This is a genomic window from Polaribacter sejongensis, from assembly GCF_038024065.1.
Taxonomy (GTDB): domain Bacteria; phylum Bacteroidota; class Bacteroidia; order Flavobacteriales; family Flavobacteriaceae; genus Polaribacter; species Polaribacter sejongensis.
This window is the reverse complement of the sequence record NZ_CP150667.1, coordinates 3,366,397-3,380,592: the sequence shown is the minus strand read 5'-3', so window position 1 is coordinate 3,380,592 and position 14,196 is coordinate 3,366,397. Positions and strand designations below refer to the sequence as shown.

General features: G+C 30.1%; 6 protein-coding genes. All 6 read left to right on the top strand.

Going from position 1 to position 14,196, the window contains the following annotated elements:
* The first annotated feature begins 7 nt into the window (after positions 1 to 7).
* The 6 genes from WHD08_RS14050 to WHD08_RS14025 all read left to right on the top strand — a co-directional run bounded on the left by WHD08_RS14050 (position 8) and on the right by WHD08_RS14025 (position 14,193).
* Positions 8 to 1,225, top strand: a complete 1,218-nt coding sequence (locus WHD08_RS14050; RefSeq protein ID WP_165731868.1) for a bifunctional alpha/beta hydrolase/OsmC family protein — start codon at positions 8 to 10, stop codon at positions 1,223 to 1,225.
* Positions 1,226 to 1,397: 172 nt separating this feature from the next.
* The gene (locus tag WHD08_RS14045; RefSeq protein ID WP_244183308.1) at positions 1,398 to 6,467 is read left to right on the top strand and encodes a translocation/assembly module TamB domain-containing protein; all 5,070 of its coding nucleotides are present in this window, start codon (positions 1,398 to 1,400) and stop codon (positions 6,465 to 6,467) included.
* Between the two features lie 4 nt (positions 6,468 to 6,471).
* Positions 6,472 to 8,766 carry a BamA/TamA family outer membrane protein gene (locus WHD08_RS14040; RefSeq protein ID WP_208890396.1) on the top strand — a complete coding sequence of 765 codons (2,295 nt, stop codon included), beginning with the start codon at positions 6,472 to 6,474 and terminating at the stop codon, positions 8,764 to 8,766.
* Between the two features lie 105 nt (positions 8,767 to 8,871).
* Positions 8,872 to 9,891, top strand: a complete 1,020-nt coding sequence (locus WHD08_RS14035) for an XdhC family protein (RefSeq protein ID WP_208890397.1) — start codon at positions 8,872 to 8,874, stop codon at positions 9,889 to 9,891.
* A 4-nt stretch (positions 9,892 to 9,895) separates the two neighbouring features.
* Complete coding sequence (locus WHD08_RS14030; RefSeq protein WP_165731865.1) at positions 9,896 to 10,495, top strand: nucleotidyltransferase family protein; 600 nt, start codon at positions 9,896 to 9,898, stop codon at positions 10,493 to 10,495.
* Positions 10,496 to 10,509: 14 nt separating this feature from the next.
* Positions 10,510 to 14,193: a metallophosphoesterase gene (locus WHD08_RS14025; RefSeq protein ID WP_165731864.1), complete on the top strand. Its 3,684-nt coding sequence runs from the start codon at positions 10,510 to 10,512 to the stop codon at positions 14,191 to 14,193.
* The last annotated feature ends 3 nt before the right edge of the window (positions 14,194 to 14,196 follow it).

The following is a 14,196-nucleotide window of genomic DNA, read 5'->3' as shown; positions in this document are numbered from 1 at the left end:
CAGAAGCATGAACACTATTAGATTAGAAATTGAAAATAAAAAAGGCTTAAAATTACAAGCATATTTAGAATTACCTGCAAATGAAAAACCGAATCAATTTGCCATTTTTGCACATTGTTTTTCTTGCAACAGTAATTTTAATGCCGTAAAAAATATCAGTCGTTCTTTGTCTAATCATGGTTTTGGCGTTTTACGTTTCGATTTTACAGGACTAGGAAGAAGTGAAGGCGAATTTGCTGAAAGTCACTTTTCTGCCAACGTAGAAGATTTGTTAGCGGTAAATGCTTTTTTAGAAAAAAACTACAAAGCACCATCATTATTAGTTGGTCATTCTTTGGGTGGAGCGGCAGTTATTGTAGCGGCTTCAAAATTAGAAAACATAAAAGCGGTTGCCACTGTTGGCGCTCCTGCAACTGTTGGGCATGTAACTCACTTATTTTCTCATGGAACAGCAGAAATTCCAGAAAAAGGAGATATCGAAGTAAAAATTGGAGGTCGTCCTTTTAAAATAAATCAAGATTTTGTAAACGATTTCAGCAAAACAGATTTACCTAAAATCATTAAAAATTTACGCAAACCAATCTTGGTAATGCACGCTCCTTTTGATACCGTCGTTGGTATAGAAAATGCAGAAAAAATTTATCACAATGCCATGCATCCAAAGAGTTTTGTTAGTTTAGATGGTGCAGATCATTTATTATCAAAATCAAAAGATAGTATTTATGTTGGTAATATGATTGGTACTTGGGTAGAACGTTATTTTGAGTCTGAAGAGAACAATATGATTTCTACCGAAGGTGAACAATTGGTAGGACATCTAAACTTATTAGAAGACAATTTTACAACTTCTATTCAGACTAAAAAACATGCTTTTATTGCTGATGAACCTGCAAATATTGGTGGTGATGATTTTGGTCCTTCTCCGTATGATTTTTTAAGTGCAGGTTTAGCTGCTTGTACAGTAATGACTTTAAAAATGTATGCAGAACGTAAAAAATGGGATTTACAAGAAGTCTTTGTATATATTACCTATTCTAAAAAACATAGCGACGATTTAGGTATTGCTGTAGATAAACCAACCAGATTTGATCATTTAAATAAAAAATTAAAGTTTGTTGGGAATCTAGATGAAAAACAAATACTACGTCTAAAAGAAATTGCAGCTAAATGCCCTGTTCACAAAACATTACAAAGCGAAGTTATTATTGAAACAGAAATCGTTTAATTTTAATGCTTAGAACATCAATCTTACTTAAAACATAAAAAACTTTTTTCAATTTGGTTTATTAAAACATGAAATCGTTAAGTTTTAGCAAAAGAGTCAAAAATTTATGATATTAGGACAATTTGAATAAACTTAGCAAGTTACATTTGCATAACTAAAATTGTCCGTTATAGTGTCTAAAAAAATAAAGAATAAAAAATATCGCTTTTTAAGAAGATTCTTACGAGTTTTTTTAGGACTAATCATTCTTGTTGGTTTTTTAATACTTTTTATTAGAAGCCCTTGGGGACAAAGTGTTATTGTTGATAAGGCAGTAAACTATGTTACCGATAAAACAAATACTAAAATTACTGTAGACAAGCTATTTTTAACTTTTAAAGGTGGTTTGCAATTAGAAGGTTTGTATGTAGAAGACACCAAAGGAGACACATTGGTATATTCTAAATCTTTAGAAGCAAACCTACCTCTTTGGGGAATGATTAAAGGAGGTACCGTTGGTGTAGACAATTTAGAATGGAATGGTTTACGTGCCAATATTATAAGAAAAGACAGTCTTTCTGGGTATAACTTTCAGTTTTTAATAGATGCATTTGCATCAGAAGAACCAACTCCTGTTGTTGAAGAAACAACTTCGGAGCCTGTAGATATTGTTCTTGGAAATATTGATTTATCAAGTATTAATGTTGTTTTTAAAGATGATGTAATAGGAATTGACAGTCATTTTAAAATTGGAAATCTAACTGCCAATATGGATAAAATTGATTTGCAAAAAATGATTTTTAATGCTGATGAAATTTCACTTTCTGATACTAATATTAAACTGATTCAAAAAACTGTAGCACCAGACACCTCAACTACAGAAAGTATTTTACCCTTTTTATCTGCAAATAAAATAGCCTTAAAAAATGTAAAAGCGTATTATAAAAACCCTGGTGGCCAATTAATTTCTAACATAAATATTGATGAATTTTATACAGAAATTCCTGAAATTGATTTATCAAAAAACAAAATTAATCTTACCACTTTACAGCTTAAAAACGCTGATATTCTTTTAAAAACAGCTTCAACGAATTCAACTGTTACAGAAACAACTACAAATAGTAATACCGCTTTTGTTTGGCCAGATTTTGATGTGCAGATAGATGATATTAATCTAGAAAACAACAAGATTCAGTATTTTGTAAATGATGAAAAAATTGTTAAAAACACTTTTAATCCGAATGCGATTGTTGTAGAAAATTTGACACTAAAGGTTTCTGATATTTTCTTGAAAGACAAAAAAGCAGGTTTACAATTACAGACTTTTAATTTTAAAGAAAAATCTGGATTCAACTTAACCGAGTTTGCATTAAATACAAAACTTAGTGATAAAGAATTTGAAGTTTCAGATATAAATATTCAGGTTGATAAAAACAGAATCTCTGGTTTTGCAAAAGCAAATTATAATTCAATTTCTCAACTAATTTCATCACCAGAAAAAACTAACATTCAATTAAAAATACCTTCGTTTAGTCTTTGGTTAGAAACCCTTTTTAAGTTTCAACCAACATTAAAAGAAAATGAATACGTTAATAAATTAAGTAAAAAAAGCCTTACCGGAACATTGAATCTTAATGGTACTTTGGCTGATGTAAATATTAATAACACGAATGTTAATTGGGGAAACTCTACAAAAATATCTTTAGACGGAAACTTTAAAAATGTTACTGATACAGATAAATTACAACTGAACATTTCTAACTTTAAAGCAAAGACAAAACGAAATGATCTTTTACAAATTGTAGACGAAAAAGAATTTGGCATTCATTTACCCGAAGATATTTTGATTACAAGTAACGTAGATGGTACTTTAAATAACATATCAACAACTACAAAAATAAACACAACACAAGGTCTTGCAACTATTAAAGGAAGCTTTAAAAACGAAGCAAAAATTAGTTATGATATAGATCTAAATATTGATAAATATAATATTGGTTCACTTTTAATAAACCCTAATTTTGGTCAATTAAGTGTTACCTTAAACTCTTCTGGGAATGGTAAAAATCTTGAAGATTTAGACGCCAAATTATCAACAAATATTTCTAAATTTCAATTAGAAAATTACACTATTACAGATTTAAATATCAATGGAATTTTAAAAAATAGCAAAGGTAAAATTACATCAACTTATAAAGACAAAAATCTAAATGTAGACTTAAACGGAATTGTAGATTTAGATTCTATAAATACAAAAGCAACTTTAAATCTAAACCTAATTGGCGTAGACTTACAAGCGCTTGGTTTAATGGAACGTAATGTAAAATCTGCTATGGAACTTTCTTTAGATTTTACAGGGAATTTAGAAAAATACGCCGTAAAAAGTAATATAAAAAACGGAGTTGTTGTATATAATAATCAAACTTATTTATTAGGTTCTTTATCCGCTAACGCGTTTGTAGACAAAGACACCACAGCTGTTTCTATCAACAATAAAATGATAGATTTAAACTTAGAATCAAACACAGATCCGCAAACATTTAGCACAGCATTGCAACGTCATGTTTCTAGTTATTTTTATAAGGATAGTATTGTTTTAGACACCATCACAAACCCTGTAAATTTAATTTTAAAAGGTAAAATTTCTCAAACACCACTTTTAAACGAGGTTTTTCTAGTCAATTTAAAAGATTTAGACACCGTAAATATTGATGTAGATTTTAAAGAGAAAAAACAACTCTTAACAGCTAATATTACAGCACCACACATTAACTTTAGTAATAATGAATTAGACAGTTTGTCTTTTTCTATGAATACAAACAAAGAAGATTTCAATTTTAATTTAGGTTTTAAAAACATAACAGCAGGTCCTTTAAATGTGCCAAAAACCATTATCAAAGGAAACCAGAAAGACAAAGAATTATCGCTTAATTTTTTAAGTTTTTACGAAGGAGAAAAATTAATGAATATAAACTCTCTTATTACAAAAGAGAACAATCAATTAAAATTTACAATAAAAAATGATAGCTTATTATTAAATAGTAATAATTGGAAAATACCTAAAACCAATGCTATTCTTTTTGAGAATGATAAATTATCATTTTCCGATTTTAAAATCAGTTTTGAAAATCAATTTATAGAAATTACAGATAAAGTTTCTAATATTTCTAAAGATCATATTGCTCTAAATTATGAGAATTTTAAAATTGATGAAATTTTTAATTATTTAAGTCCAGAAAAGGAGATTACAACAGGAGTTTTAAATGGAAAATTTATTCTAGAACAACCTTTTGGAAACACTGGTATTATTGCCGATTTAAGCATTAGTCAATTACAAGTATTAAAAACAAACTTTGGTAAATTAAGTATTGATGCAAAATCTTTAGAAAACGGAAAATATGATTTTAATGCATCTTTAAAAGAAGGCGATGTAGATTTAGACATTAAAGGAGATTATTTAGCAGAAAATAATGATGCCAATCTAAATTTAGATTTGCTAATTAATTCTTTTAAAATGAAAACCTTAAATACACTTTCTTTAGGAGAAATTAAAGAAACTTCGGGTAGTTTTTCTGGAGAATTTAAAATAACAGGTCAAACTTCTGAACCTGTTTATAAAGGAAATTTACATTTTACAAATGCAGCTTTTAATGTTGCCAAGCTAAACGCTAAATTTAAGTTACAAGACGAAACTTTAAATATTGATAACAGCGGTTTAAGCATGTCTAACTTTACCATTTTAGATGCACAAAACAATTCGCTAGTATTTTCTGGTGCTATAAAAACCAAAAGCTTTATAAACCCTACATTTAATTTAGATATTAAAGCAAAGAATTTTAGCGTGCTAAATGCTACAAGAAGAGACAACGAAACTCTTTACGGAAAAGTTTCTTTTAATGCAGATGCAAAACTAACTGGAGACTTACAAATTCCTAAATTAGACACTAAATTAGTAGTAGGTTCAGACACAGATATTACCTACGTTTTACCTGCTAGTTACACAAATATAGAAGAAAGAGATGGTATTGTTTCTTTTGTAAATAGAGAAAACCCAGACGCTATTTTAACGCAACAAGAAGAAGAAACTGCAACAATTACAGGTTTTGATGTAAAGGCACTTTTAAAAATTGATAAACAAGCTGCAGTAACCGTTATTATTGATGAAGAAACTGGTGATAATTTTAATGTTTCTGGTGATGGAGATTTCATATTGCTAATGAACCCAAATGGAGATTTATCTTTAACTGGTGCTTTTGAAGTTTCTAAGGGACAATATGAACTAAATTTATACAATGTTGTAGATAGAAAATTTGTTTTGGTTCCTGGTAGTCGTATTTCTTGGGCAGGAGATCCTCTTGATGCAAAGTTAGACATACAAACAATGTATACTTTAAAAACATCTGCTTCAGATTTAATGGCATCTCAAATTTCTGGCGAAGATTCATCTGTACAAAACAAATACAAACAAGTACTGCCTTTTAATGTGTATTTAAATATTGCTGGCGAATTGTTACAACCAAAAATATCTTTTAATTTAGACATGCCAGAAGATCACCAAGGAGCTATTAGCGGTCAGGTTTACGATCGTGTGCAACAGATTAATCAACAAGAAGAGCAATTAAATAAACAAGTTTTTTCTTTATTAGTTTTAAGTAGGTTTTATCCAGATTCTGGCAGCGACGGAAGTTCTGGTGGTTTTGCTTCTATTGCAAAAAACAATTTAAATGATGCCGTTTCTGGGCAATTAAATTCTTTTTCTGATAAACTTTTAGGAAACTCTGGTATTCAATTAGATTTTGGTTTAAACAGTTTTACAGATTACCAAGGCGATACACCAACCGATAGAACTCAATTAGATATTGCTGCACAGAAAAAGTTATTTAACGATCGTTTAACCGTAAGAGTTGGTAGCGAAGTAGACATACAAGGAAGTAGCCAAACAGGTGAAGAATCTCCTTTAATTGGTAACGTAAGTTTAGAATATAGAATTACAGAAGACGGTAGATATAGTTTAAAAGGTTTTAGAAAAAATGAATTTGAAAATGTAATTGACGGACAAACTATTGTTAGCGGAATTGCATTAATTTTCACTAAAGAATTTAATGAATTTCAGCAACTTTGGGATTCTATTTTACGTTCTAAAAAAGACAATAAAAACGTAAAAACCAAAGACAATAAAGAGGATAAAGAGGATAAAGAGGATAAAGAGGATAAAGAGGATAAAGAGGATAATAAAGTTGAAAATTCTGATAATAAAAAGTAAATAAATGTTGAAAAAAATCTATAAAAAACACCTTTTTTTAATAGTCCTATTCGTGTTTATGTACGCTTGTGGTATCAAAAAACACATTCCAGAAAACAAGCGTTTGTATACTGGTGCTACCATAGAAATAGAAGCAGATTCTATTGTAGAAAAAGTAGCAGAACTAAAAACAGATTTGTCTTCTGTATTGAGTAAACAACCCAATACAAAGTTTCTTGGTATGCATCTTGGTTTGTATTATTACTATAAAAATCAGCAAGAAAAAACCAATTTCTTAAACAAATGGCTGTACAGGAAAATAGGACAAAAACCTGTTTATCAATCAGATATAAATGAATTAGAAAACAAAAAAATCCTAATCAATAAATTGGAAAATTATGGTTTTTTCTATAGCAGCGTTAGTTCTAACTTTAAAGAAGAAGATAAAGAAGCTTCTATAACATATAATTTAAAAATACCTGCTCCTTATAAAATAGCAACCTACAAAATAGACAGTATGGTTTCGCCTATTTATAGAGATGTAAAAGAATTAACTAAAACAAGTATCATTAAAGAAGATACGCGTTTCGATTTGGGTATTTTAAAATTAGAAAGAGCACGATTAGATACAGAATTAAAGCAAAAAGGATATTATAATTTTAATTCAGATTTTTTACTTTTTGAAGCTGATACAAATAGACGTAACACAAAAAAGTTCGATTTATTTTTAAAACTAAAAGCAAAGGTTCCAAAAAAATCTACGGTTCCATATAAAATTAATAAAATCAATATTTATCCGAATTATAATTTAAATGATTCTACAGAAGTAAAGAATATTCGTTTTAAAGAAAAAACATATCATCAAGATACCGTGTTTTTCGAGCCTAAATATTTAGACGATTTTATCACCCTAAAAGAAGATGATTTTTATAACCCATTAACGTCTAAAAACACTGCTAGAAGACTTTCTTCAATTGGTACATATAAGTTTGTAAACATTCAATATAAAGAAATTAAAGACGCACTTACAGATACTATTGGTAGTTTAGAAGCCAATATTTTTTTATCACCTTTAACAAAACGCGCCATACGTGCAGAATTGCAAGCGGTTACAAAATCTAATAATTTTGCAGGTCCAAAATTAGCAATAACGTATAGTAATCGAAATTTATTTAAAGGAGGAGAAACGTTAAGTATTAGTACAAATATTGGTTACGAAACACAAATATCTAGCAGTAATAATTCTGGTTTAACCAGTTTAGAATTAGGTTTAAAAGGAGAACTTAGTTTTCCTAGAGTTATTTCTCCATTTGCTATCAATAAAGATTTTTTCGATTATTCTATTCCGAAAACAAAAACAAGTTTAAGCGCCACATATTTAAATAGAAGTCAACTGTATACACTTTTATCGGGTACTGCCCTTTTTGGGTATACATGGAATGCTAATAAATATATTACGTATGAGTTCAATCCTATTTCTGTAAATTATACACGTTTATCTAATACTACAGATGAGTTTCAAGAAATTTTAGACAACAATTCTTATTTAGAAAGTAGTTTTGATCAGCAATTTATTAGCGGACTTACCTTTTCTTTTACCTATAATGAAATGTTGAGTTCCACTAAAAAACATCAACTTTACTTGCAATCTACCTTAGACGTTGCAGGTAATTCTATTAGTTTGTTTGATAAAGAAACAGATGAAGCCAATGAGTTTTTAGGTTTAGAATATGCACAATACGCTAAAGCGGATGTTGATTTTAGGTATCATTATAATTTTGGTAACAAGAATGAACAAACAATTGCTACCAGATTATTTGCTGGTTATGGTTATGCTTATGGTAATTCTGAGGTTATTCCGTTTGTAAAACAATATTATTCTGGTGGACCTTATAGTGTAAGAGCATTTAGCATAAGATCTTTAGGACCGGGAACTTATGACGGAAATAATACAGACGATGATAGTTCTTATTTTGATAAAACAGGTAACGTACGTTTAGAAGCCAATTTAGAATATCGTTTTCCAATTGTTTCTATTCTTAAAGGTGCCGTTTTTGTAGATGCAGGAAATGTTTGGAATACTGTTTCTAATTCAGATTTTAATGATGAAGACGGTAATGTTACAGATAAGTTTACGTCAAATTTTATAAATGAATTAGGTATGGGAGCTGGTTTTGGTTTGCGAATAGATGTACAAGGTTTTGTAATTCGTTTTGATTTGGCTGCTCCTTTTCATGATCCTTCTTTAGAAGAAGATAAACGATGGGATTTTAGAGCAGACGAACCTGTATTTAACTTTGCAATTGGTTATTCATTTTAAGTTAATATTGTTTTTACAAAGACAAAATTGCTCCATATTTTTAGTATACTTAAAAAAAGAAGCAACAAAAGTTTTATATTTAAACCTAAATTATAGTATTTATTAATGAATCACGAACTTAAAGAAATTATAAATCAGGCGGTCATCAACCAACAAAAAGGGTTGAAAAATGTATTGGCAACCGTGGTACATTTAGAGGGTTCTTCTTACAGAAAACCAGGTGTACGCATGTTAATTTCTGAAGATTTGAGTTCTGTTGGAGCCGTGAGTGGTGGTTGTGTAGAAAAAGAAATTAAGCACAGATCTAAAAGTGTTTTTTCTGATAACAAACCAAAAGTAATTACATACGACGGTAGATATAAATTAGGTTGTGAAGGTATTCTATATGTTCTAATAGAACCTTTTTTTATTACGGATGAATTTCTTACTCATTTTTCGAAAGCAAATTCAGATAGAGAAACCATACATATTGCAAGTTACTTTACCGATGAAAATGAAGCTTTTGGTAATTTTGGTTCTATAATTACTTTTCACAATAAAAAACAATTTACGTTTTCTGAAGGATTTAATCATCAGTATAAAAAAGACCTTATAATTTTCTCTCAAATAGTACAACCTAGTTTTAGGTTGATTATAATTGGAGGCGAACACGACGCTGTTAAACTCTGTAAAGTAGCCGCAACATTAGGTTGGGAAATTGATGTGATAACCTGTAATAAGGATTCTAAAGAATTAAAAGATTTTCCGGGAGCAAATTCGGTAAATGGTGATTCTGCAGAAACCGTTCAATTTACAAATATTGAAGAAAATACGGCTATTGTAATCATGAATCATAGTTACGTACAAGATTTAAAATACGTTATAAAACTGTCTGAATATACACCAAAATATATTGGTATTTTAGGTGCACCAAACAGAAGAGAACGATTGTTTAACGAGCTTTTTGAATTTGTACCAGATATTTCTGATGAATTTTTAGAAACTATTTATACACCTGCAGGTTTGCATATTGGTGCAGAAACTCCAGAAGAAATTGCCGTTTCTATTGTCGCGGAAATACTCTCTATAATTAGAAAAAAAGAGCCTTTTTCTTTAAGGAAACTGGCGGGAAAAATTCATACCTAAATTTATGGAAAACATTGCTATTTTAGTTTTGGCTGCAGGCAAATCATCTAGAATGAATAGCATAAAACAGTTAGAAAAAGTAAATCATAAAACACTTTTAGAACTCACTTTAGAAAAAATAGAACGTATTTCTACATCAAATATTTTTTGTGTTTTAGGCGCAAATTCGGATAAAATTAAATCAGAAATAAGTTCTAAAAACGTTCAATTTATTGAGAACACCAATTTTGAAGACGGATTAAGTTCAAGCATCGTTTCTGGCATTCAGTATTTTAAGGATAAAGATTTCCATTATGAAGGTCTTTTTATCTTATTAGCGGATCAACCAGCCATTGATGTTGCTTATATTGAAGATATGCTTCATTTATTTAAACAAAATAAAGATAAAATCATTGCCTCTAACTATGGTAAAAAATTAGGTGTTCCTGCGATTTTTCCTAAAAAGTATTTTTCTAATTTATTTCTGATAAAAGGAGACAAAGGCGCAAAAGAATTCATCAACAATAAGAAAAACGAAGTTCTTTTTTCTACAATAAAAACAAACTTCTTAGACATAGATACCAGAGAAGACTTGCAACGATATAAAAACTCAATTTTAAAATAGTTATTTTAGCACTTATGAAACTACTCAGATACTCCATATTCTTTTTACTTTTTTTATGCATTTCTGCCTGCGCAACCATAAAAAAACAAATAGCAGACAACCAATCTAGCGTGATTAAAAAGGATAGTTCTAAAATTGAACACACTTTTTATTTAATTGGAGACGCAGGAAACTCTACATTAGAAGAAGATTCACCTGCTTTAAAATATTTAAAAAAGCATATTGAAAATGCATCAGAAGAAGCTACTTTACTTTTTTTAGGTGATAATGTCTATGAAACTGGGATACCAGATAAAGATTCTAAAAAATATCCTTTGGCAAAAAGAAGAATTGAAGCGCAAACAAATGTTGCAAAACAATTTAAAGGAAATTCTATATTTATTCCAGGAAATCACGATTGGTATCATGGTTTAGATGGATTAAAAAGAGAAGAAAAACTAGTTGAAAAGGCATTAGGGAAATCAGCTTTTTTACCGAATAATGGTTGTCCATTAGAAAAAGTTAAAATTTCTGAAGACATTGTTTTAATTATTGTTGATACGCATTGGTATGTAACAAACTGGGACAATCACCCAACCATAAATGATGAATGTGAAATTAAAACAAGAGAAAAATTCTTTGATGAATTTGAAGGACTCATCAAAAAGGCAAGAGGAAAAACAACGATTGTGGCATTACACCATCCAATGTTTACAAACGGTTCTCATGGCGGACACTATTCTTTTAAAAGCCACATGAGCCCTTTACCTGTTTTAGGTTCTCTTAAAAATTTAATTAGAGAAACAACCGGACTTACAAATACCGATATTCAGAATAAAAAATATAACGAGCTTAGAAAACGTGTTATCACACTCTCTCAAGAAAATGATAAAACAATTTTTGTTTCTGGACACGACCACAACCTACAATATATTGTAGAAGATAATTTACCGCAAATAATAAGTGGTTCTGGTTCTAAAACAATGGCTACAAAATTAACCGGAAACGCAAAATTCACCTATGGAGCGCAAGGTTTTGCTAAGTTAGATGTTTATGAAGATGGTTCGTCTAACGTTGCTTTTTATACCGTAAAAGATAACAAAGTTGTGTACGCCACAGAAGTTTTACCAGCGAATGAAAACACCAACTTTGCTCCGTTTACGAATACTAATATAACAGAAAAAAAAGCATCTATTTACACCAAAGAGGAAGTTGAAAAAAGTGGTATTTATCGTTTTTTATGGGGAGAACGTTATAGAAAATATTTTGGTACAGAAGTAATTGCACCGACGGTAGATTTAGACACTCTTTTTGGCGGATTAAAGCCTGTTAGAAAAGGTGGCGGACATCAATCTAAATCATTAAGACTTGAAGATTCAGAAGGTAGAGAATACGTAATGCGTGCCTTACGTAAAAATGCGGTACAATATTTACAGGCAGTCGCTTTTAAAGACCAATATATAGAGGGTCAATTTAATAATACCGCCACAGAAGGTTTGTTAAGTGATGTTTTTACAGGTTCGCATCCGTATGCACCATTTACTATTGGTAAATTGTCTGATGCCATTGGTGTTTATCACACAAACCCTGTTTTATACTACGTTCCTAAACAAGATAAGTTGGGTAATTTTAATGATGAATTTGGTGGTGAATTATACATGATTGAAGAAAGAGCTGCTTCTGGTCATGGAGACAAAGAAAGTTTTGGGTTTGCAGATGAAATAATTAGTACCGATGATTTATTAAAGAAATTAAGTAAAAATGAACATCATATTTTAGACGAAAATGCATATATAAAAGCACGCTTATTCGACATGTTAATTGGAGATTGGGACAGACACCAAGACCAATGGAGATGGGCTATTTTTAAAGAAGGTGAACAGACCATTTACAGACCAGTTCCTAGAGATAGAGATCAAGCTTTTGCTGTTTTTGGTGATGGTTTTTTATTAAATATTACCACAAAATTAATACCTGCATTGCGTGCAATGCAATCGTATAAGGAAGATATCAGCAGCCCAAAATGGTTTAATTTATCTCCGTATCCTTTAGACATGGCATTAATTACAACGGCAACTAAAAACGATTGGGATGCACAAGTAAAGTTAATAACCACCAACCTTACAGATGCAGTAATAGAAGATGCTTTTACTAATTTCCCAGACGAAGTAAGAGATCACACTGTATTAGAAATAAAAACAAAACTACAAGGAAGAAGAAAGAATTTACAAAAAATTTCTGATGCTTATTTTCAACATTTAAATAAATTTCAAGTTATAAAAGGTACTCATAAAGATGATTGGTTTGATATTGAAAGAATCCCTAACGGAGGTACAAAAATAACTGGATATAGAATTATAAAAGGCGAAAAAGGAACCATTTTTCATGAACGAACTTACAAGAAATCTGACACCAAAGAAATCTGGATTTATGGTTTAGATGATGATGATACTTTTGTTGTAAAAGGCGAAGCTAAAAACTTAATAAAAGTTAGGATTATTGGCGGTCAAAACAACGATGTTTATAATATTTTAAACGGTAAAAAAGTAAAAATATATGATTTTAAATCTAAGAAAAATACGTTTGTAACAAACAAAGGGAATAAAAAGTTAACCGATAATTACGAAACGAACGTGTACGATTACACGAAGCTTAAAAACAATCAGTTTATTATATCTCCAACCATTGGTTTTAATGCAGACGACGGTGTTAAATTGGGTGTTTCTAATGTATATACTTCTTTTGGTTTTGAGAGAAACCCATTTACTTCTCAACATACCTTAAATGCGGCCTACTATTTTGCAACTAGTGGTTTTGAATTTGATTATTCTAGTGAATTTGCAAACGTTATAAAAAACTGGAACCTCGGTGTAAAAGCACGTTTTACAAGTCCTAATTTTGCTATGAATTATTTTGGTTTAGGGAATAACTCTATAAACCTAAATGCACCTCATGAAATTAAAGACGAAGAATACAACAGACTTAGAATAAAAGAATTAAGTGCAGGTACTTTTATACAGTGGAAAGGAGACTTGGATGGAACAATAAAAGTAGGTGTAAATTTTCAGAATTTTAAAGTAGAACAAACATCTAACAGGTTTATAAGTGATACTTTCGCATCAAATAATGCCATTTTTAACAATCAACAATTTATAAATACAGAAGCTGGTTATCAGTTTGAAAACGCAGACAATACTGCTTTTCCAACAATGGGAATGAAAACATCCTTAAAAGTAGGATATACCTCTAACCTTAAAAACAGCAACCACTTTGGATATTTAATACCAGCTATTTCTTTTGATTATAAATTGGTTTCTAGCGGAAAACTAGTACTTGCATCCAAAGTAAAAGGACATTATAATTTTGGCGATTCTTATGAGTTGTATCAAGCAGCAAGTATTGGTGGAAATGATGGTTTAAGAGCGTATAGAAACGAACGTTTTACAGGGAAAAATTCAGTGTATCAATCTACAGACCTTCGTTTACTTTTAAGCAAAGTTAAAACAAGTATTGTGCCTCTAAACATTGGTATTTATGGAGGTTTTGATTACGGAACTGTTTGGGGACAACAAAACACCACGTTTAACAACACTAAATTTAACACTTCTGCTGGAGGTGGTATTTTCTTTAACGCAGCAAATATGTTGGTTGCAAATGTAGCTGTATTTAATGGGGATGATGGCGTAAGAGCAACTGTTAATTTAGGATTCAACTTTTAATAA